Raw genomic sequence first — 20,447 nt, 5'->3', positions numbered from 1 at the left:
GGAGAGCAGTAAAGCAGAACTCTTCAAAAAGGTCTAGCCCAGATGTCTTCTCGACGCCATCGCCCGGTTACGTGGCCCTATCAGGCGAGACCGCGCGAAGAATCTAAGCTCACTTGTGGCAAAGTACCACTCCGCCGCGATATGATCGAACGCGGCGGTTCAACCGAAGGTTGGTATGGACCCGAAGAACCCCTTCAACCCGATCAACAGCGTTGATCCGGGCAACCCGGCGAACCAGCTCAACAAGCTCAATCCCAACAATCCGTTCAATCCGATCAACGAGGTCAATCCCAAGAACCCGCTGAACCCGATCAACGAGACCAACCCCAACACGCCGTTCAAGCCGTTACGATGATAAGAGCGTATGGCGTATAGCCGATGGCTTATGGCCAGAGCCCAAGAGCTTATAGCCGATGGCGTATGGCAGGAGACGGAAAAGAGCTGAGAGCTAACGGCTGAGCGCTAAGAGCTTATAGCCTATGGCTAATGGCGGGAGGGGGAAGAGAGAAGCGCCGAGGGGTGACAATTCGCGCGATTCACCTAGGCTGCTGCATAGGTCCTGACATCCACCTGTACGCCTGATCGGACGGCCTCCTCGGCTGTCTTCAACAGGCGCGCGGTGACGCCCTCCTCCACGTATTCTTCACCGCAATTCTTGCACACATGCGCCGGCACTCCTTTGATCACCACGGTCGCGCCTTCGCGCTCGAGCGTGACCGTCGCGGTCCCAGGCCGGGTCTCACCCTGTTTACAAATCACGCAGGTCATCGGCGCTTCCTCCTCTTAAAGCCTGCTTCCCACTCTTCGATATCCGGTTGATAGACCGTGATCACGATCGTTTCCTGAGCATCCTCATTGTCGGCCACCACGACATGGACCGGGCGGGAGCCACACCAACCGAGTATCAATCGGCTTGGAAAAGGCTTGTCTTCCGGATATGTCTCAATGGTCTCTCCCGTCACGACGACCTGTCGCACTTCCTCCTCTCCGATCCTCCGCTGGAACATCCGCTGGATGGCATGCACCCGAAAGACCAGGCGAAAATGGCTCATTCCGTCGCAACCTTTGTCCTATTCACTTGCCGCTTTGGACCATGGGCAAAGAAGTCTAGCGCAACTCCGGCCTGAAAGCCACCCGACCGGGTATTCGAGTGGCCAGACGACGCGAGGGATGCGATGCTGGCGAGAATTGAGCTTCCCGAGGTGGTCGCAGATTGCGACCACCTCCGTCTTCTCTTTAGCGAACGTTGCTCTTCCTCGCGATTGTCATCTTCTGGAGCATTCCCATTTCTGCCGAGCCGGGCTTCGATGAGAAGTACCAGCGGGATTACAATATCTTCAATCCCATCAACCAATACCGCCCCGACAACCCGCTGAATCCGATCAACGAATACAATCCCAACACGCCGTTCAAGCCGTTACGATGATAAGAGCGTATGGCTAATGGCATATGGCAGAAGACGGAGAAGAGCTGACGGCCGAGAGCTACGAGAGGATTGGTTACCTGGCGACGGGATGGCCGGCGGATTCGATGGCGGCGAGAATCTTTGCCCGGCTCTTGGCATCGAAGTCGTCCCCGTAGAAGCGAAGAAAGAGGCCTCTGCGAATGGTCGCGACCGTGGCCTGCGGATCGTGCTCCCTCAGGGACGCTTCCACAAGGGCGCGCGCGGTGTCGCGCATGGCACATCCCATGATGAGCCGTTCTTCTCCGGACCGCTGCATGAGCATGGCCCGATAGCGGGCGTCCATGTCGGGCGATGTATCGTTCACGCCGACACCTCCCGGTAGAGTGATGAGAGACCCAATCGGTCCGCCCAGCGGGTCAGATAGGTTGTGTCGAGTCCCTGCACGGATCTGAGCAGATTCCGGACATCGTCCAGTTGCACCTGGGATCGGCTCTCCTTGGCCCAGTCCAGCTTGGAGAGGATGAGATCTTCGGGCGACACGATGAAGACCTGCCGGCCTGCGATGGCGACGGCCCGGCGACGCGCAAACTCTTCCCGGCGGTAGTCCGTCTCTTTTCTTACGACACAATCTACCTTGACCACCAGGGCGTTGTGAATCATGTTGAACATGGCATGGTCTCGGACGGCTCGTTGGACCATGTCACGATCGACATAGTATTCCTGTTGAAACAGGCAGGTGATTCGATCCACATCCCGTTCGGATAGCTCGATCACAAGGTCAATATCGCGGGTCATGCGAGGAACGGTGTAGAAGTTCGCCGCCATCGAGCCGGTCACCATATACGGAATGCCGGCCCCGTCCAATTGTGCGGTCACAGATTTAAGCACGTCTAACTCGTCGCTCACTGACTGGCTTGCCCCCCCTTTCGCCCGCATTGCCGCGAAGGATACGCTTTTCGGGGGGGGAAATCACGCCCCTTGGGGAGGGGGGCCGATGGCAAGAAGCGTGAAGCGTCGTTCGTGAAGCACATCTCACGGTCATGAACGGTTCAGACACAGGGCCAGACCATCCGCAAGAGCCGTATCCGCTCGCGGGCAGTGAAGTATGGTATAACCGCCTGGGTCCAGGGAGCAGCCTGATGCGCGCGATTGGATGGAGCCTCGTCGTTCTGCTGGTGGTCGGCTGTGCCGGCGCGCCACCGCCCCAGCCAGAGGCGGCCCCGGCTCACCCGGAACAGCACATTCAATTCGTCCAGACGACCGGCACCTACCATTGGCCGAAGCAGCCGGTGAAGGGCTCGGTCTGGGTAAAGGGGCCCAAGGGCCCCGGCTCGGACGAGGCGCTGATCGTGGCGCGGGGGGCGCTGCTGATGAAGGGGTTCGACGTGGTCGAGCGCGACAAGCTCGGCGCGCTGCTGAAGGAGCAGGAGACCCAGCTCCAATACGGCGACGACCGGTCGCAGGTGAGCGTGGGGAAGCTGGTGGGGGCGCAACTGGTCGCCTTCGTCGAGACGGCCAGCGCCGCGGGCAAGGGCTACTATGCGGACGGGTTCGACGTGAGCGTGTCCGTGCGCGTGGTGGGCGTGGAGACGGGCGAGGTCTTCTCCCTCGGCAAGGCCCGCTGGACCCAGCCGGTGGCCTCCCCGACCTACGGCATCGACCAGCTCGCGACCCAGGCGGTCCTGCGGGCCTTCTGCCCGACCGACCTGTGGGAGGACGCCTCTCCGCAGAACGGCTGGTCCGGCCGCTGCCGGCAGTAGCTTTCCATCAAGCCGCTCACTTTTCGATGCCATCCTCGAACAGTTGGTTTGACCTCTTCTTAGCCCAACTGTACAATTTTGCAGGCAATGGAGATGTCTATGAAGCGGCCTCGGGTTCCCGTAACCGTCTCGGTGCCGTCAGAACTGGCTGTACGGTTTGAAAAGCTGGCCAAGACCGAAGCGAAGAATAAGAGCCAGTTGTTCCGCGACATGTTTACGGCCTACGAACAGCGGCGGCGAGAAGAAGAGTTCCATCGCCTTCAGCGCTACGGAGTGCGCCAGGCCCGCAAGAAAGGCCTTGTGACCGAGGCTGAGGTTGAAGCCCTGGTGTTGCAAGGCCGCTGACCATGTGAGTGGTCACGCTCGCCGAGTTTCTGATCAGCCTCCGCGAAGAGCGACCCTAGCCGACAAAGACCGAGCCGGCCTTTGTCTTCCTCATTCGATGGTCGTCACGGTGCCGGTGGGCGCTACCGTCAGGTCCAGGCCTGGGCCGGACCAGGGGTGGAGGATGGGGCCCTCGTAGCGGAAGCCGCCTGTGACGGGATCGGTTGCCAGCAGCAGGGGCGTGTCCAAATCCAGATAGTCGAATCCGCCCAATCCCAGCACGAGCGCGAAGGAACAGCCCATGGCCACCCGCGCCTCGACCATGCCCCCGGCCATGAGGGACAACCCCGCGCCTTTTGCAAACTTGGCGATCTCGATGGCCTGCAGCAGGCCGGTCTTGGTGATCTTGATGTTGACGACCTGCGCCACCTGAGTCCTGGCCACCCGTTGCGCATCTTCCAGCGAGCGGACCGACTCGTCGGCTGCCACCGGCACCCCTGTTTCTTTCGCCAGTGCCGCCATCCCCTCCCAATCCTCCCGCGGGACCGGCTGCTCCAATAACAGGAGCGTGACGCCGATCTTTTTGAGCTCGGCGAGGAATCTCCGGCAGGCCTCGACGGTGAAGCCCTGGTTCGCGTCCGCGATGAAGGCGCTCCCGGGTAGCGCGCGATGGATGGCCTCCAGCCGGCGGATATCCCCTTCCACGTCCGTGCCGACTTTGGTTTTGAAGGTCCGAAATCCTCGTTGCGCCCAGCCGCGCGCCAGGGCAACGGTCTTCTCCCGGTCGGCGATGGGAATGGTGATGTCCGTCTCGCGCGTCCTCACGTCCGCCGCGCCCCAGAAGCCCCAGAGGGGGATACGCAAGTGGCGGCAGAGGGCATCCAGCAGCGCCGTCTCCAGCCCGCAGCGCGCGGCCGGATGGTTGGCGGCCTGCTCGTAGAACAGGCTGCCGAGCGGCTCATACTCCGTGACCGATCGGCCCAGGGCCATACGGCCCAGCTCCGTGGCCGCCGCCAACGCGGAGGCGCGATCCTCCCCGCCGACTTCGGGAAACGGCGCGATCTCGCCATAGCCCTGGACGCCGCCCGCCAGCGTGATGCGCAGGAACAGGAGTTCGGCGGTCACGCGGCTGCCCGTGGCCACGACGAAGGGGTCCATCAGCGGCAGGTCCGCCGGCCAGAGCTCGATTTTCGTGATCGCGGTCGGGTCGCTGGACATGGCTGCCTCCCACTTGCTCAGGCTTGGGCCTGCGCCGGTCGCCCCGTCAGTTGTAACAGACCGGGAACCCCGGCAGATAGGGGGCCGCACGTATAGGCCGACGGGCTTGACTTGAAAATGGGAGGCTGCCAAGACTGGGCCTATGCTGCGCTTGTTGTCCGCCCGAACGATTCGAACCATGGCCCCGGCTCTTGTTCCCCGCCGGCCCGCCGGTCGGGTCTGTCAGGTCGCCTGCTTGTGGCTCCTGTTTTTGTGGGCGGTCCTTCCCGCTCATGCCCAGGAGGCGCTGGAAGTCTACGAATTGAACTACTCGCGCGGCGCCATGGCCTTCGGGCTGGGCCACTACGAGCAGGCCGAAACATTTTTCCGCGCCGCCCTCGAGGCGAAACCGGACGATCCCGAGGCCGGCAACTATCTGGGCCAGTCGCTGCTGCGCCGCAAGCAGTATGCCGAGGCCGAAGCGCTGTTCCGGCGCATGCTCGCGCTGGATGCCTCGTCCGGCCCTGCCTGGTTGGGCCTGGGCATCGTCCAATACCATCAACAGCAGTATGCGGAGGCCAAAGCCAGTTTGCTCGCCGCCGAGAAAGTCCAGCCAGACGATGCGCTGGTGCATCTCTTTCTCGGTCTAGTCCATCATGCACTGGGCGAGTTCGAGGCGGCGCCGGACCGGTTTCAGCGGGCCGCGGAGTTGAGCCCGGACCTGGCGCCGACCGCCCAGTATTACAGCGGCGTGGCGCACTTTCGCCGCGGGGCCTTCACCGAAGCGAAGCAGACGCTGGAGGCGGCGATTGCGGCGGCGCCGGAGGCGGACTATGCCGCGGCAGCCAAGGACCTGCTCGCGCAGGCGCCGGCGGAGGCGCCCAAGGCCGAGCCCAGCGCCTGGAAGGTGACCGCCGCGGGCGGGATGGAATACGACACGAACGTGGTGCTGCTGCCCGGCGGCACCTCCCCGCCGGCCGGCGCCACCGGCATTTCCCGGCAGAGCGACTATCGGACGGTGCTCAACGGGTCCGTGGACTATCGCGCCCTGCAGCTCGATCGGTTCGCCGGCGGCATCTCCTACTCGATCTACCAGAGCTTCCATTCCAAGCTCAGCGGCTTCGACGTGGAGGACCATGCGCCCAGCGCCTACGTGCAATATCAAGACGGGCCTGTCAGCCTCAACCTGCAATACATTTATAACTACACGCTGGTGGGACGCTCGCCGTACCTGAACGCGAACACGGCCCTGACCTCGTTGACCCTGAGCGAATCCGACGTCACCTCGACGGTGCTCCAGTTCCGATACATGGACAAGGTCTTTCGCGACGGGCGGTTTCTGCTGAACTCCTCGCGCAACGGCAAAAACTGGCTGGTGGGCCTGACCCAATATCTCGCCTTGGGGGAAAAGGGCCGGGCCTGGCTGGGCTACATCTTCGACACGGATGTGACGGGCGGCGGCTCGCCCAAGGTGGCGGGCCCGCCCAACCAGCTGGACAATGCCGATTGGGCCTACCAGGGCCATCACATCACGACGGGGCTGGAGCTGCCGCCCGTCTACACCGTGGCGGTGTCCCTGGCGTTCGACTGGATTCATCAGCAGTATCTGAACCCGAATTCCTACGCGGTGGACCCCACGACCCGTCGGCGTGATAACATCTATAGCTTCACGGGGGCGGCCAGCCGGGACTTGAACGACCAACTGTCGCTGACGTTTCAGTACACGTATATGCGGGACGACACGAACGTGGACGTGTTCAGCTATACCAGAAGCATCTATTCGCTGATGCTGAACGCCTCGTTTTAACAGGATGTTGAAAAAGGCCTCCAGCGTCGTTCTCGCATCGCTCGCTCCCTCGACGTACGGCAACAAGTACGACTCGGGATCTCGCTTGCTGCGGCCTTGCTGAAGGCCTTTTTCAACATCCTGATATGCGTTCCGTTCGGCTGCACCACAATTCACCTGCGCACATGAGGTCGCCCATGACATCTCCATGCAAAAGCCCTTACGGCTTGACCCGGGGTTGGAGCCTGGCGGCAGCGCTGACGCCTGTCTTGTTTTTCTCGCCGGCTTGGGCCGAGGAACCGGCCCAAAGCACGGGCAAAGGGATCGGGGCCATCACGTCCGTGCAGGGCAAGGTCATGATGGACCATCTGGACCCGGCCGCGCCGTTTCCGGCCACGACGAAGGAGAGCCTGCAACAGAACGACGTGATCCAAACCCACGCGCAGGGGCGGACCAAGGTGTTGCTCGAAGGCGGCAACCTCCTCACGCTGGGCGAGAACAGCCGGGTCGAGATCCTCGACCACCGGCACGATTCGGCCCAAGCCCAGGCCGCCACGACGGTGCGGCTGACGCAAGGCAGCTTGCGCGCGATGGTGGGCAGCGCCCATACCGCCGGCGCGACGTTCGAGGTGCAGACGCCGACCTCCCGCGTCGTGGCCCACGGCGGCACGCTGGTGGTTTGGGCGGACGGGACCTTGAGCGGCGCGGCGAACATCGGAACGGCCGGCATGGTGGACTTCATCGCAGGCGGACAGATCAGCCGGTTGGAGGCGGGCCAATACTCCCACACCGATGGAGGCGCGCCGCCTGGCCCTCCGGCCTTGATCGCGGCCGGAACCCACGCGCGGATGCAGGATGCGATCGGGGCGACACACGTGAAGGAAAGCCTGAAGCACGAGGCGCCCAAGGACGCCTTGCGCGACATCGGCGCGCCCCGGGCCTTGGGGCTCGGTCTGGGCGGCGCACAGGTCGGGCCGGGGCAGGACCTGACGGCATCCAAAGACGGGAGCGCCGGCGTGGACCAGGCCCAGGGCGGCGGAGACAGCGGCAACAATGCCAAGTCCTCGACCACGGCCGGCCAGCCTCGCCACAACACCGTGCCGCATGCCCGTGCGCAGACCCCGCCGGGCGTGCACTCGGGGGCGAGCAATCGGCTGCTGCGTCCGGATGAGCACGGACCTATTCGGGGGGAAGGCCGGATCAGGCAGTAGGACGGATCGCGGTAGGACGGATGCGCCCGTCGTTACGGCGCGTCTTGCAGACAGCGGAAGCCCAGCACGTTGAGGCGGTAGGTGGGAATGATCCCGTGGCGATGCGCCGCGCGGAGCGTCCAGGGATCCACGAGCCAAGATCCGCCGCGGACGACCTTGGTGTCACGGTCGAAATCCGAACTCGTCCACTCGGTCACGCTGCCGGCCAGATCGTAGATGCCGTAAGGGCTCTTGCCGGCTTCAAAGGCCCCCACGGGCAAGAGGCCGCTATAGCCGTGCCAGCGCTGCTTCCCGTCCCAATCGTAGCTGGCCAAGTTGCGCGTCGGCTCGTGATTGCCCCAGGGGTAGATCCGCCCGTCCGTCCCCCGCGCCGCCTTTTCCCATTCCTCTTCCGTCGGCAGGCGTTCTCCGTAGTGGCGGCAATAGGCCTCCGCATCCTGCCAGTCCACGCCGATGATCGGCCGATCGCCCGCGCTGGCCTGGCTGCTTTCGTTGGACCGCTCCCGTTCCTTCCGCCCGATCTCTTGCAGGAATTTGGCATAGCGTTTCGTCGTCACTTCGTACTTGTCCATGTAGAACGGGGGCAGCGTCAGATGGCGTCGCTCGTCCCCCTCTCCGTAGATGAACTCGCCCCCCGGCACCAGCACCATCGGAGCGCCGTCCTTGCCCACGACCTCTTTGAGCGGTTCGGCCCGGAGCGGCAGGCCGCGGACCAGGAGACCCAGCCAGGCCAGGACCAGACTCGTAACGATCAGACGACGCATGGGTGACGATGTCGGTTGCGGGATTCGGACGTGACGGCTGCGTCCCATGCTAGGCAACGCCGATTCCGAATGCAAGGTCTTCGCTCGGAGGCCGGGGAGCCGCTCGGCACGCCCTTCGATCAGGGGCGTCCGCCGGAGCCCGGTGGTTGGAGGGCACAGCGGTTAATCCAGTCCGGCCGGCGGCGCGGGATGGTAGCGCGTCCGAAAGTTGTGCCCGCAGTGGTCGCAACTGAAGGGGTAGAGACCGAGAAGCAGGCTCATCAGCCGATCCCAGAAATGGCGATGCAGCCGGGAGAGCTCGGGGCTGTTGCACTTGGGACAGTGGAGCATGGCCGCGATCATAGCATAGCCGGCGTTTCGAGCCTACCGGAAGGTGCAAGAAACACCGACCTGCCGCCTGCGGCTACGGCCGGGGTGCGCCGCCGTTGCCGATCGCCGTCACATGCCGGCCCGCTTGGCTTGCTGCGGCGCGCGCCTTCCATCAGGCGTTCCCCACGGTCGTGGGGATGAACCAGCCGTGATGCACTACGGGGCAAGTCAGAGTAGCGCCCTTCCTTCGGGAAGGGCGAGGATTGAAACAGTTCTCGACCGATCGCACCACGGCCTGGCGCATCGGAGAGCAGGCCCGTTTCACGAAGAAGTTGGGTACTGGCTCTGGGACCCCAAGGAGAAACAAGTCCTGCGCTGTTTCATCGTGCCGCGCGGGGTCTCCGGCATCGCCGGGGGAACGGCGGAACCCACGGCAAAATCCTTCACGCTCTCCGCAGAGGCGGGATCGGAGACCTACGGCATCTGCTCGAACCGGTTCCTGGATCGGGCGTTCAAGACGGTCCGTTACGAACTGACCGTCACCGTCCACAACACCCAGACCTTCAGCTATGAAGAGGACACGCAGCTGCGCATCAAGGGGCAAGGCCAGCCGTTTCATCACCGCGACAAGAACCGTCTGAAGCGCATGCAGTCCGTCTAAGGCGCACGCTTCGGCGCGGTCGCGCCGCCGCGATGCCGGTCAGGCGCAGGTCAGTTGATCTTTCAAGCGTTTCAGCGCATCATTTTTATCGTGCCGATGATATGGCTCTGCTGCGCTTCGCACCCATGCTGCGAGGGGGGGCGCGCAAAGCAGCGCGCGAACCTTGTCGGGAACAGCCTACAAAAAGGAGACGACGGCATGCATCGCAAAAATTTTTGGTGGGGCCTCGCTGTCGGCGCATTCGTCACCTGCCTCCTCGGCCAGTTGGGTCTTTCCTCGGGAAGCAAGGCCATCGATCCGCCCAATGGCATCCCCCCCGAAATGGTTGCCGAGTATCTGCATGCAGTTATCCAGGCAGATCGAGCCGTGTACACCACGGAGGTGGTGGAGCGGATGCAGCTGCGCGGCGTCGTCTCTGCCGCAGAAAATTGGCGAGAGAGCGGACGGCTCCCCTTGCCGGCTCAATTTTTGATCGAGGCCGGCCGGTTGGTGGCGGAGCAGAGGAACGGCCTTCGATTCCGGCTCATCAGCAATTGGGCCATCAACAAACGGAACAGCCCAACGACCGAGTTCGAGAAGGCCGGGCTGGCGGAGGTCCAGGCCCATAGCGATCGCCCTTACACGGGCTTCACGACCGAGGGCGGCACGCGTTACTTCCAAGCCCTCTATGCCGACAAAGCGGTTTCTCAGAGTTGCATCGGCTGCCATAACGCCCATCCCGACAGTCCGAAAAATGATTTCAAGCTCCAGGGCGTCATAGGCGGGCTGCTGCTGCTGATCCCGCTCGCCCCCTAGGAACGGCCGGCGGAACAGGTGAGATGAGCCGCTCATGCTTCACGCTTTCGAGTATGGCTCATGGAAGTTAGGGGGACGTGATGAGAACCGTGACGTTCCGTAACTGGCGGATCGCTTCTCAATTCATGGTGATCATTTTCCCGGCCATTCTTCTGATGATCGGAACTATGGCATGGATCATTCATCAACACAACGGCACCAGACTGTACGATAAACTCGCGAAGAGAGCCCAGAGCATCAGCCTGCAGGTGCTGGCAGACCGAGATTACTATACGAGGGTTATTGTTCTTCGTTTAATCGAAATCGGGGGGGGAGTATCGGGGCGGAGTATAGCCAAACCCACGGACAATTCCCGCTCCCGGTGGTGTTCGTCCAAGAAGTATCTAGTCGGTTAGCTGCGCAAGGTGCCCTCTTTGGAGCCCGTCTCATCAGTTCGTGGCCCATTAATCCAAGCCGAGGTCTTTCCGATCAGTTTCAACGCGAGGCCTCGAGTATCTGCAGGGTACTCCAACGGGGCGGTTTTACCGGTTAGACGCACTGGGCGGCCGATCCGTCTTTCGCTATTTGACCACGGATCGTGCCGCGGCCCAGTCGTGAGTCGACTGCCATAATGGTCATCCCCGCAGCGTCAGACATGATTTTAAGTTGAACGATGTGCTCGGGGGCTTGGAGATCATCATTCCAGCAGACCAATATCTTCAAGAAGATCGTGACGATTTGTGGATGCTGCTGGCTGGAGGAGCCGGACTGAGCCTGCTGCGAATGGAATTGCTTACAATAGGGACTCGTCACATCATTACGCAACCGCTCGCCCGCTTGTCGGACCGTCTGGACCGAGACAGCAACAAGATCACCGGAGGTATGGCCATTTCAATGGCAGGCTCGTGGGGCAGCAATGAGCTAGTGCGCTTCGAGGTGTTTTTCAAAAAACTGCGGGCGCAGATTTTTGCACAACAGTCCAGGATTCAAGAACACGAGGCCGCGCTGGCCATCAACAATATACGTTTGCAAGAACAGGTCGAGCAACAGACTCGGGCCTGCCTCGCCTCCGAGCAAGAGATGCAAGCGATGCTCGATTACGTCAACGACGCGATCGTATATATCGACCTCGAGGGTGCCATTCAGTGGGGCAACCGAGCGATGGAACGGCTCGCAGACTGGCCGAGTCCCGATCTGGTCGGACGACCTATCTGGGCATTCCTCACGCCAGAGTCCAAGGCCAGCGCCAAGCCCGTTTGGCTGCGCTGAAAAATGGAGCCCCGGTTCCCTCCCGTGTGGAATTCGAGATCGTCACGAGAACCGGCAAGTCTGTGATAAGCGACGCCAATATTGCCAGTGTTCAGAATGAAGGCAAGGTCATCGGACGGGTGCCGGTGCTACGGAGTCGAGCCGTCGACCTTCCTCTCTTCATGACATCAGAGTCACGGCAGGGAATGCCTATATCGTCCGGGTAATGGGTCAGCTTGAATAATCGACACAGAAGAAATTTCACATCAACAAAGGAAACCGAGACCGGTGAGACGCACATAATGCAAGGGCTCCCGAAGGAGCCCTTGCGCCAGCCGATCGAAACCAAAAGGGGAGTAGTGCGTGTCAATTACTCTTATCGGAAGAATGTGACATATGCTAAAGCTCATGGGTTGCGTCTTATAAATTCAAATAGTTAAATTGCGTGCCCACTACCATCTCCTGAAGCCGTGCTGATGATTATGTGTGATACGAGACACCTGAAACGCCCATCACCGATCGTACAGTGCGCTCGTTCCCCATCGCAAAGCGCACCGTAAGCGAATACGTCACGATGACACCGTTTCTCAGTTGTCACTCGATGCACGACAAAATCGGCAAGACCGTCAAGACAAGTCAAATGGGCGAGCTATTTAGATGTTCGCATGGGAAGAACGTAAGGGGAAGCTGTCGAGTACTTTCCGTACCTCCCGGGCAAGTACCGTCGGCGTATATGGCTTTTCAAGCAAAGTCACAGCATGATCAAGAACACCGTGACGGATGATGTTCTCCTCCGTATAACCTGATATATACAGTAATTTGATGTCAGGCCGGTCGCATGCCAACTGTTCGGCTACTTTGGGGCCGCTTTCACCCGGCATGACCACATCGGTTACCAATAGGTGGATGACGCCCTCGTAAGTATCGCTGAGACCGCGCGCTTCGCTGCCATCCCGTGCCACCAAGACCGTGTACCCATATTCCTCCAAAACTGTCTCTGTGAATGCCCGAACATCGTCCTGGTCTTCGACTAAGAGAATCGTCTCCGTTCCCTTGAGAAGGGGCTCTAATTGAGGATGTCCCGCAGATACCGCCATCCGATCTTGAGTCATGGGCAGGTAAATTTTAAATGTGCTGCCTTGGTTCAACGTGCTGGAGAGCTGAATGAAGCCTCCATTTTGTTTTACCACGCCATACACGATCGAGAGCCCCAACCCCGTACCTTTCCCGCGTTCTTTGGTTGTAAAAAATGGTTCAAAGATGCGGGCCTTGGTCTCGGCATCCATCCCACAGCCTGTATCACTTACGGCCAGCATCACGTATGAACCTGGCAAGACGTCAAGGGGGCGGTCGGCATCGGCCTGTTCCAACACCATGTTCGCAGTTTCTATCGTGAGTGATCCGCCTTGCAGCATGGCATCGCGCGCATTAATGGCCAGATTCAAGATAACTTGGTCGAGTTGACCCGGATCAACCTTTATAGGCCCAAGGTTTGGTTGGAGGATGGTTTGCAAGATGATATCTTCTCCAAGTAACCGCCGGACCAACTGCTCAGCATGACTGATGACCCTATTGAGATCCAGCACGATCGGTTGAAGCACCTGCCGGCGACTGAAGGTCAGCAATTGCTTGGTCAGCGCGGCGGCCCGCTCGCCTGTTTCCTTGATTTGTTCCACTTTGTTGCGATGGGCTCTTTGCAAGTCGTGCTTACTTAGCAAGAGCATGCTTTGACCGATAATGACGGTCAGCATGTTGTTGAAGTCATGCGCGATACCACCGGCCAGCTGTCCCACCGTTTCCATTTTCTGAGACTGACGGAACTGTTCTGCAAGTTGTTTTTGTTCCGTAATGTCATCCGCAATGCCAATCAGGCGATAGATGGTTCCAGATGCTTCTCGTATAGGAAAGGCGCGATCTTCGATCCAGCGCACAGACCCATCCGGTCGGATAATCCGATACTCTTCATGGTATTCACCAGTCTCTTGTTTCGTAAGTGCGGCATGCAGAACTCGACCTCGGTCTTCGGGATGGATAGCATCCAGCCAATCACGCGGTGAGGCGTATAGACTTGCACGGGTGCGGCCCCAAATCGCCTCGTAGGCAGGGCTGATGTAGAGCATTGTATTTTTGTCCGGTGTCGTCATCCAGAAAACCTGCTGAATATTCTCAGCCAGTTGTCGGAATCGCTCTTCTGATTCTCGCAGCGTCAATTCCGCTTGTTTGCGATCCGTGATGTCTCGAATCGCGCTCATGGTAAACACGCCTTCATCGGTCTCAAGCGGACTGAGACTGACCTCCACGGGGAATTCGGTTCCATCCTTGCGCAAGCCGTAAAGATCCAAACCAGCGCGCATACCGCGCACTCTTGGATTCCTGGAATAATCTCTGCGATTGAAGGCATGGCCATGACGAAACCGCTCTGGCACTAGGACTTCGACCGGCTGTCCTAGCACGTCCTTTCGCTCATATCCGAACAGACGTTCGGCCTGTGAGTTCACGAGCACGACCTGCCCGGCCGAGTCCGCAATCACCATGGCGTCCGGCGCCGCCTCCAGCAGGCGCCGGAACCTGTCCTCGGACCGTTTGCGCTCACTAATATTGCGCACGATCACCAGGATTTGACCTTCGCACTCTGGAACAAGCCGCGCTTCATACCAGGTTGCCTGATCGCTCTCCTCTAAGACATATTCGAGACTGACCAGAGGTTTTCCCGTTTGAATGCTCTGAATGGCGTCGGCGAACTGCTCCCCTACCTGTCCCATCGGGATATCTTGGATCCGTTTGCCAATTAGCCGCCGCGACGGGAGATAGAAATCCGTCAGGTTCCCGCCCTTGCACGCCAGAATTGTTCCGTCCGACCGTAACAAGAAGAAAATATCCGGAAAGGCCTGTACCATAGCACGCATTTCCGAATTCGCATGAAGAAGTTCCTGTGAGCTCAACTCGAGCGAACGCTCCAACATATTGCGGTCTTGATCTGCAGCCTGATACGCCTGATTCACGGCGTCCATAAATGCTTGGAAGGTGAAGGTACCGGATAAGAACTGTTTGAGCTGGCGGGCAAGCAGCCGATGCAGCGTCATTTTTCGCGCTCCGAAAAGGTAGTGACGGTCATCGTCTGATTGTGTAACTCACACTTCGCGCCTCGGGTAAACGGGGAAATTTCACCATAGGAATAAAAGCCCGCCAGGACGGTCCGATTGCCGAGGATCTCTCGAACGCTTTCCACCTCTTCCTCAATGCGTTGTTTGAGCACCAGTTTGCGGCCAACACAACTGATCAGCACAGCCAAATCCGGCGACGAAGAGCCAAGAGCCTCATAGGACGTCCTAGCCGCACCGACGGCACCGTCAATCAGACGGTCGAAATTGGCCTTCATTAATCGCGCATAGGTGCCTTCCGGTATCTCGCCGGCAAAGGTCAGGCTCTCGTCGAGAGGATTGGTTGAGAGGATGGTTCGAACCACTCCATGTTCCTCGCCTGGAATGCGAATGCTGAGCGGAAAGAATAGTCCGGTCGCCGGCAGCCCTTTCGCATGCTCACCCAAATATTGGGCATATAATGCCAGCGCTGATTTACCATCGAGCTCATACAAGACATTCCCTTCTGCTCGTGTGATGAGTCGCTCCGGCCCGAAAGGGTCCCATCCTCCCAGTGATCCATATCCCACCGCGATCCGATTTCCGTAGAAGCCGAGCGCCGTAATTATGTGTGGCTGCGGGGGGCCATCCAATAGGACCAGCGTTTCATGAAACCGATCGCCATCCCCTGATAAGCCTCCCGTCACCGTGACGCTTGAGGGCAAATACTGCATAAGGCCCTTGACCAATTCAGTACCATTGATCGCAAGCCCGTCGCTCAGCACAAACACGTGGACGAGTCCTTCATGTTTGAACGACTGTGCCAGCCGGTAACCGGCTGCCAGACTACTCCCCGCCTCGGCAAGTGAAATACTGACGCCTTGAAGGGTGGTGGATTCAAACTGCACGGCCGTGACGACGAGCGAATCGTCCAAGACCTGGGTCCCGAAAATTTCACCAGCCGTCGAGCATCCCATGAAACGGGCGCGGGGATACAACTGTTTCATTTCATTCAAAGGTATGCCTGCCTTAAGAATTGCCGTAGCGCCGAAGAGCAACACTAATTGAGCCGACATACCTAACCGCCCAGGCGGCTCAGGCTCCCATCCTCTTGCTTGTGTCCAGCAAGTCTGTTCGAGCTTCATAAGCTTAAATCAGCACGGCCATTGTTATGAAACTCGCATTCCTACAGAGTGTCGCTTCGGAAGAGCGTACGTATCGGAGCGGCAAGCAATGAGAAATTGATCGAGGCCGAGAAGGCATAGCGCGCGAAAGAAAAACAACGGCATGCGGCTCGGTTGGCATGCGAAATCGTATTCTTCTGCCTATGCTCTGTCAATTGAAAAGTGAAAGAGTATAAATACTGACATGCACAAGAAAAACAGCGACAGCTTCAAACTAACATGCGCAAATGGTTCAGGTCGTGCATACGCTGCGCCAAGCAGAAAGTGGAAGTCCGTCGGCGATATTTGCCGGCAGTTGAGGGTGAGCGAAGGCACCGCCTACGCATGAAAAAAACGAGTACATAGGGACGTGAGTGACATCCGCCAGTTCCGGCAACTAGAGGAGGAAAATGAGCGATTGAAACGTCTAGTCGCGGATCGCATGCTCGACTAGCACATGCTATCGCGGCGCTTATACATTCTTGAGGGAGAGTCGGTATGAAGACGCTCACCATTGTCTGCAAAGAGGACATCCAAGATGAGGTGTGGGCTGTGCTGACGGAGTCTGGGGTCACACGCTACACGGTGATCGGCAACGTGACACACCGTGGGATATACGACACCGTGCCGCCTACTCCGTTCACGGAGGAGGATTATGTCATGCTCGACGTCATCCTCATGGACGACCAAGCGGACAAGGCCACCGCAGCCCTCAGAGCCTTTCACGATCAGATGGTCGGCATCCATGGCCATAAGATCCCGCTTCAAGTGGCTGTGCAAGCATGCGAGGTCATTCTCTAAGTTCCGGCACAGGTCCTCTGTATACTGCCCCAGTTAATTTGTGGACAGCGTATTTGCCTCGTTGACCATCCAGCTACGAGAATGCGTGCGTCTTCGTGGCTTCGTGCCCAAGGGGAAGTCTGGGCATCACCGGCTGATCCTTTGCTCGAAGGTCCCCTACTGGCTCCCATCACGATCGTTTTGAACCGATTTCGCCGAGTTTCCCGCATTCCCGACGGATTATTCTCCTGTCCCCATTTTAAGCGGGGCACAAGACGCACCGTGAAGGACCGAGCGGCGAAGCCGCGCTCATCGGCAGCGCATCCTCGTTTGCAGTAGAATCCTGGCTCTGGCAGCACCCTTACCAAGGAGATCCCGACGATGCTCGTGACGCCGGAGGCCAATGGTCGAAACCAGCGGCAGGCTCTCGTGGCCGCTGGGCTGGTTGTCCTAGCGGGGGGAGTTGTAGGCTGGCTCTCCCCTCCTCTGTGGCTCCTGCTGGGACTCAGTCCGCTCATTTACTGGCTGGTGCGGCGACGCTGCCTCCGGCGGGTGGCGGTGATGCGGCAGCCGTTTCCTGAGGACTGGGAACAGATTCTTCGCGGGCACGTCGCATTCTTCGAAGCCCTTGACGAGGTGGGGAAGGCGCGGTTTCGGCAACTGGTGCAGATCTTTCTCGACGAAGTCCGGATCACGGGCATTCGCACGGAGGTCGATGAGACGATTCGGGTGCTGGTGGCGGCGAGCGCGGCGATCCCCATCTTCGGCTTCCACGACTGGGAATACCATCGGCTGCGCGAGGTGCTGATCTACCCGGACGCGTTTGACGACGCCTACCGGAGCACGGGCAGGTCCGATGAAAATATTCTTGGGATGGTCGGCCTGCACCATTTGAGCGGGGTAATGATTCTCTCCAAGCCGGCCCTCCTGGCAGGATTCGCCCATCCATCAGGCAAGCACAATGTGGGGGTACATGAGTTTGCGCACCTGGTCGAGAAGGAAGCGAGCGAGTATGGGCTCCCGCCCGAGGTGCCCTGGATGGCGGTCCGGCAGTGGATGCGGTACGTCGCCCGGGAGCTGGATCGGCCGTCGAGGCATCGAGCCCACGTCAACCCCTATGCCTACGCGAACGAACACGAATTCTTCGCGGTGTTGGCCGAATATTTCTTCACGTCGCCCGAGCTGTTGAAGCGTCGGGATCCCGTCTTGTACGCCATGCTGCGGGATATGTTTCACCAAGACACGGGATCGCTGCTCCCGTTGGTGCCTCCGCGTCGCCAGGGTATCGGTCGCAACGCGCCCTGTCCCTGCGGCAGCGGCAAGAAATACAAGGCCTGCTGTGGTCGCGGGGGAGGCGAAGGGCGGATAGCGGGGCTCGCGCGTGAGGGGTGAGGGCGTGTCACTTCAGCATTTTTGCCAAAGGGATCGACAGCAGGAATTGGGGTGAGTGAATGAGTTTTAGCACTTATGCGGGATAAGAATGGGCCATTTCGGGCCATTTTTCCGCAGATCCGCAACCCAGGAGCAACATGATTTTGGCCCTGTATCGAACGTCAGTTTGACATTATACCTATTTAGATATAACATTTGAATGCCGATGACGGACGTGAAACCTCTCTATTGGATCGGGAGCAGCAAGAAAGACCTCCGGTCTCTGCCCGAGGATGTTCAGGACATCTTTGGTTATGCCTTGTATCTGGCGCAAGTTGGAAAGAAGCATGCCGATGCGAAGCCGTTACGGGGTTTCGGATCAGCCGGCGTCTTAGAAGTCGTTGAGGACTATCGAGGCGATACCTATCGTGCCGTCTATACTGTTCGCTTTGCAGCAAAGGTGTTCGTCCTGCATGTGTTTCAAAAGAAATCCACGAAGGGAATCGGCACCCCGAAGCACGATATCGACGTGATTCGTGAACGGTTGAAAGCAGCGGAGGCCAAGGCAAAGGAGTAAGGACCATGAGCAAACGAAAATCCATTCATGGAGTCGCAGTCGAAGAAGGCAGCGGGAACGTCTATGCGGATCTGGGCTTCCGCGATGCCGACGCGATGCTCATGAAAGCCCAACTTGTTACGAAGATTGACGAGCTGATCAAACAAAAGGGCCTGACTCAAACGCAGGCGGGGCAACTGCTCGGGCTACCTCAACCCAAAGTGTCTGCGCTCTTAAAAGGAAACTTCCGAGGGGTCTCGGAACGTCGTTTGATGGATTGTCTCACTAGACTCGGTCGCGACGTGCAGGTGGTCGTGAAAGCGACACCTCGCAATCGCCATACCGGCAAGCTTTCCGTTGTGTTTGCTTAAAACTCCCACCACCCAAAGCCACGGATGCCGGCTTCCTATTCTAGTTTCGACCTGCCGTCATTTTCCTGGGAGACGTCACAGATAAGGTTTTATGGGAGACCAGACCACCCATCACGAAGTTAGACCATTCAGAAGTTTGGGGTGAGTGACGGGTTTCGAACCCGCGACCTCCGGATCCACAATCCGGCGCTCTAACCAGCTGAGCTACACCCACCACCCGGGGACGTATCGGAGGATACGTGGCAGACCGCCATCTTAGCAAATGGGCGGATGGGCCGCAAGACGGCACGCCGGGTGTCCGGACGGAAGCATGAGGGTTGCATGCCCAGGTCGGCTGGGAGAATGGGTCGGGTGGAGGCGGGAGGAACGCTCGCCTTCACCCGATGGCCGGAGTGGCACAACTCCAACCCCCATCTCACACCTGCCTGATCGGTCGGTCACGCGGGTTTCTTGAGCGGTCTGAACGGTCGATCCGCCTCCGGCGCACCCCGGCCCCCATGCATGGAGAAACAGACGCCGTCTCGGAGCCGCACCCCAAATAGCAGACGAGCAGACATTTGTTGGTGATGGAAGAAAAGAACCGTAAAACCGGACTTCCGGCTCAGGCCGGACGGGCGTCGAAGGCTGCCTGCATCTCGGCCAGGACCGCCTGCGCCGCTTCCTTCGGCTCCTCCGCGTCGCGGATGGGCCGCCCCACAACCAGATAATCGGACCCGGCCTTGATGGATTGCGTCGGCGTCGTGGGCCGCGCATGGTCGTCCAGCCCCTTGCCCGCCGGCCTGATGCCGGGCGTGACAATGAGCAGCTTGGGCCCGACGTTGCGGCGGATGATGGCGGGCTCTTCGCCCGACGCCACCACGCCATCGCAGCCCAGCTCCGCGGCCAGCTTGGCCCGCGCCACCACCAGATCGGCCACGCTCCATTGGATGCCCATGTCGCGCAGGTCGGCGCTGTCGAAGTTCGTGAGCACGGTAACGGCCAGCAACTTGAGCGGATGCTCTTCCCGCCCCTCGACGGCAGCATTCAAGGCCTTGCGGTTGGCATGGACGGTCAGGAACTCCACGCCCAACTCGGCTACGCGGGCCGTGGCCCGGCGCACCGTCTCGTCGATGTCCAGGAACTTGAGGTCCAGGAACACCCGGTTCCCCCGGTCCAGCGCGCGCTTGACGATGTCGGGGCCCGCCGCCGTGTACAGCTCGAGCCCGATCTTGACGAACCGGACCGTCCCTTCCACCCGGCGCATGAGCCGGTCGGCTTCTTCGGCCGACGGCACGTCCAGGGCCAGAATCAACCGGTCATGAGCGGCAATCTTGGTCATCAATTGATGGCTCCGCAGTCTTTGTTGTTAGTCTGCCAACTCTTGAGCACCTTCTTGTCGTCGAAGAGCAGCTCGTAGTTGTAACACACTTCCGCGTCCCGGTTCGCATAGGTCAGGTAGGTCGCGGTGCTCACGTGGATGATATAGATCCACTTGGTCTCGCCGTTGTCCAATGCATAGCGGTGATCGGGGCGGCCCAAGCGGGCCGTCACCTCGTCCTGTGTGGCTTTTCCGACGTTCTCCTTGAAGTAGGCGTCCGGCAAGCCCATGCAGGCCGTCAGCACCGCCGATAGAACAAGGGCCAGGATCAGGGTTGTGATGGGTTTGCTCATGATTCCCTCGCGTTGGGGGAGCATCCCGCTCCCGGCG

At 59.7% G+C, this 20,447-nt stretch carries 24 protein-coding genes and 1 tRNA gene; 12 read left to right on the top strand and 13 right to left on the bottom strand.

Translation table 11 applies throughout. From position 1 onward, the window contains the following. Positions 1-159: 159 nt before the first annotated feature. From EPO61_00490 to EPO61_00480, 3 genes are all read right to left on the bottom strand, one after another. Positions 160-342 carry a hypothetical protein gene (locus tag EPO61_00490; GenBank protein TAJ10794.1) on the bottom strand — a complete coding sequence of 61 codons (183 nt, stop codon included), beginning with the start codon at positions 340-342 and terminating at the stop codon, positions 160-162. A gap of 198 nt (positions 343-540) precedes the next feature. Then, positions 541-768 (bottom strand): type II toxin-antitoxin system MqsA family antitoxin, encoded by a 228-nt coding sequence (locus tag EPO61_00485; GenBank protein TAJ10793.1) that lies wholly within the window; start codon positions 766-768, stop codon positions 541-543. Then, on the bottom strand, positions 765-1,052 hold the full coding sequence (locus EPO61_00480) for a DUF4258 domain-containing protein (GenBank protein TAJ10792.1): 288 nt from the start codon (positions 1,050-1,052) through the stop codon (positions 765-767). The genes EPO61_00485 and EPO61_00480 overlap by 4 nt, the downstream gene beginning before the upstream one ends. 194 nt (positions 1,053-1,246) lie before the next feature. Between EPO61_00480 and EPO61_00475 the strand changes: the two genes are divergently transcribed. Then, positions 1,247-1,426, top strand: coding sequence for a hypothetical protein (locus EPO61_00475; GenBank protein ID TAJ10791.1), 180 nt, complete (start codon positions 1,247-1,249; stop codon positions 1,424-1,426). Between the two features lie 73 nt (positions 1,427-1,499). On the opposite strand, the gene EPO61_00470 is transcribed toward EPO61_00475, so the two are convergent. Together EPO61_00470 and EPO61_00465 are read right to left on the bottom strand one after the other, a co-directional pair. Then, positions 1,500-1,769 carry a hypothetical protein gene (locus tag EPO61_00470; GenBank protein TAJ10790.1) on the bottom strand — a complete coding sequence of 90 codons (270 nt, stop codon included), beginning with the start codon at positions 1,767-1,769 and terminating at the stop codon, positions 1,500-1,502. Next, the gene (locus EPO61_00465; protein ID TAJ10789.1) at positions 1,766-2,341 is read right to left on the bottom strand and encodes a hypothetical protein; all 576 of its coding nucleotides are present in this window, start codon (positions 2,339-2,341) and stop codon (positions 1,766-1,768) included. Before EPO61_00465 ends, EPO61_00470 begins: the two co-directional genes overlap by 4 nt. Positions 2,342-2,445: 104 nt before the next feature. Between EPO61_00465 and EPO61_00460 the strand changes: the two genes are divergently transcribed. Continuing rightward, positions 2,446-3,165 (top strand): hypothetical protein, encoded by a 720-nt coding sequence (locus EPO61_00460; protein ID TAJ10788.1) that lies wholly within the window; start codon positions 2,446-2,448, stop codon positions 3,163-3,165. Between the two features lie 99 nt (positions 3,166-3,264). Next, entirely contained in the window at positions 3,265-3,510 is a 246-nt protein-coding gene (locus EPO61_00455; GenBank protein TAJ10787.1) for a ribbon-helix-helix protein, CopG family, read from the top strand. Positions 3,511-3,600: 90 nt separating this feature from the next. Here the strand turns inward: EPO61_00455 and EPO61_00450 are convergent, their stop codons facing one another. Then, entirely contained in the window at positions 3,601-4,707 is a 1,107-nt protein-coding gene (locus EPO61_00450; protein ID TAJ10786.1) for a dipeptide epimerase, read from the bottom strand. Positions 4,708-4,849: 142 nt separating this feature from the next. Between EPO61_00450 and EPO61_00445 the strand changes: the two genes are divergently transcribed. Continuing rightward, positions 4,850-6,493 (top strand): tetratricopeptide repeat protein, encoded by a 1,644-nt coding sequence (locus EPO61_00445; GenBank protein ID TAJ10785.1) that lies wholly within the window; start codon positions 4,850-4,852, stop codon positions 6,491-6,493. Positions 6,494-6,618: 125 nt separating this feature from the next. Then, entirely contained in the window at positions 6,619-7,683 is a 1,065-nt protein-coding gene (locus tag EPO61_00440; protein TAJ10784.1) for a hypothetical protein, read from the top strand. A 32-nt stretch (positions 7,684-7,715) separates the two neighbouring features. Here EPO61_00440 and EPO61_00435 read toward each other — a convergent pair whose 3' ends face one another. Then, the gene (locus EPO61_00435) at positions 7,716-8,495 is read right to left on the bottom strand and encodes a hypothetical protein (protein ID TAJ10783.1); all 780 of its coding nucleotides are present in this window, start codon (positions 8,493-8,495) and stop codon (positions 7,716-7,718) included. Positions 8,496-8,609: 114 nt separating this feature from the next. Beyond that, positions 8,610-8,789, bottom strand: a complete 180-nt coding sequence (locus tag EPO61_00430; GenBank protein TAJ10782.1) for a hypothetical protein — start codon at positions 8,787-8,789, stop codon at positions 8,610-8,612. Positions 8,790-8,889: 100 nt separating this feature from the next. On the opposite strand from EPO61_00430, the gene EPO61_00425 reads away from it, so the two are divergent. The 3 genes from EPO61_00425 (at position 8,890) to EPO61_00415 (ending at position 11,460) form a co-directional block, all read left to right on the top strand. Then, entirely contained in the window at positions 8,890-9,417 is a 528-nt protein-coding gene (locus EPO61_00425; protein TAJ10781.1) for a DUF1794 domain-containing protein, read from the top strand. 198 nt (positions 9,418-9,615) lie between these two features. Further along, complete coding sequence (locus tag EPO61_00420; GenBank protein TAJ10780.1) at positions 9,616-10,212, top strand: DUF3365 domain-containing protein; 597 nt, start codon at positions 9,616-9,618, stop codon at positions 10,210-10,212. 666 nt (positions 10,213-10,878) lie between these two features. Next, positions 10,879-11,460 (top strand): PAS domain S-box protein, encoded by a 582-nt coding sequence (locus tag EPO61_00415; protein TAJ10779.1) that lies wholly within the window; start codon positions 10,879-10,881, stop codon positions 11,458-11,460. A 632-nt stretch (positions 11,461-12,092) separates the two neighbouring features. On the opposite strand, the gene EPO61_00410 is transcribed toward EPO61_00415, so the two are convergent. Then, positions 12,093-14,522 carry a PAS domain S-box protein gene (locus EPO61_00410; protein ID TAJ10778.1) on the bottom strand — a complete coding sequence of 810 codons (2,430 nt, stop codon included), beginning with the start codon at positions 14,520-14,522 and terminating at the stop codon, positions 12,093-12,095. Continuing rightward, positions 14,519-15,664 (bottom strand): hypothetical protein, encoded by a 1,146-nt coding sequence (locus EPO61_00405; GenBank protein TAJ10777.1) that lies wholly within the window; start codon positions 15,662-15,664, stop codon positions 14,519-14,521. Before EPO61_00405 ends, EPO61_00410 begins: the two co-directional genes overlap by 4 nt. A 516-nt stretch (positions 15,665-16,180) precedes the next feature. Between EPO61_00405 and EPO61_00400 the strand changes: the two genes are divergently transcribed. From EPO61_00400 to EPO61_00385, 4 genes are all read left to right on the top strand, one after another. After that, a complete protein-coding gene (locus tag EPO61_00400; GenBank protein ID TAJ10776.1) occupies positions 16,181-16,483 on the top strand; it encodes a hypothetical protein in 303 nt (100 codons plus the stop codon). A gap of 360 nt (positions 16,484-16,843) precedes the next feature. Beyond that, complete coding sequence (locus tag EPO61_00395; GenBank protein ID TAJ10775.1) at positions 16,844-17,854, top strand: hypothetical protein; 1,011 nt, start codon at positions 16,844-16,846, stop codon at positions 17,852-17,854. Positions 17,855-18,059: 205 nt separating this feature from the next. Then, the gene (locus EPO61_00390; GenBank protein ID TAJ10774.1) at positions 18,060-18,410 is read left to right on the top strand and encodes an addiction module toxin RelE; all 351 of its coding nucleotides are present in this window, start codon (positions 18,060-18,062) and stop codon (positions 18,408-18,410) included. A gap of 5 nt (positions 18,411-18,415) precedes the next feature. Then, positions 18,416-18,760 (top strand): XRE family transcriptional regulator, encoded by a 345-nt coding sequence (locus EPO61_00385; GenBank protein TAJ10773.1) that lies wholly within the window; start codon positions 18,416-18,418, stop codon positions 18,758-18,760. Positions 18,761-18,897: 137 nt separating this feature from the next. On the opposite strand, the gene EPO61_00380 is transcribed toward EPO61_00385, so the two are convergent. The 3 genes from EPO61_00380 to EPO61_00370 form a co-directional block, all read right to left on the bottom strand. Beyond that, a tRNA-His gene (locus tag EPO61_00380) sits at positions 18,898-18,974 on the bottom strand. A 387-nt stretch (positions 18,975-19,361) separates the two neighbouring features. Continuing rightward, positions 19,362-20,081 carry an orotidine-5'-phosphate decarboxylase gene (locus EPO61_00375; protein ID TAJ10772.1) on the bottom strand — a complete coding sequence of 240 codons (720 nt, stop codon included), beginning with the start codon at positions 20,079-20,081 and terminating at the stop codon, positions 19,362-19,364. Further along, a complete protein-coding gene (locus tag EPO61_00370) occupies positions 20,078-20,410 on the bottom strand; it encodes a hypothetical protein (protein ID TAJ10771.1) in 333 nt (110 codons plus the stop codon). Before EPO61_00370 ends, EPO61_00375 begins: the two co-directional genes overlap by 4 nt. Positions 20,411-20,447: the final 37 nt, after the last annotated feature.

It is taken from the genome of Nitrospirota bacterium (assembly GCA_004296885.1).
Lineage (GTDB): Bacteria > Nitrospirota > Nitrospiria > Nitrospirales > Nitrospiraceae > SYGV01.
The sequence above is the reverse complement of the archived record's forward strand: the minus strand, read 5'-3'. Positions and strand labels throughout refer to the sequence as shown.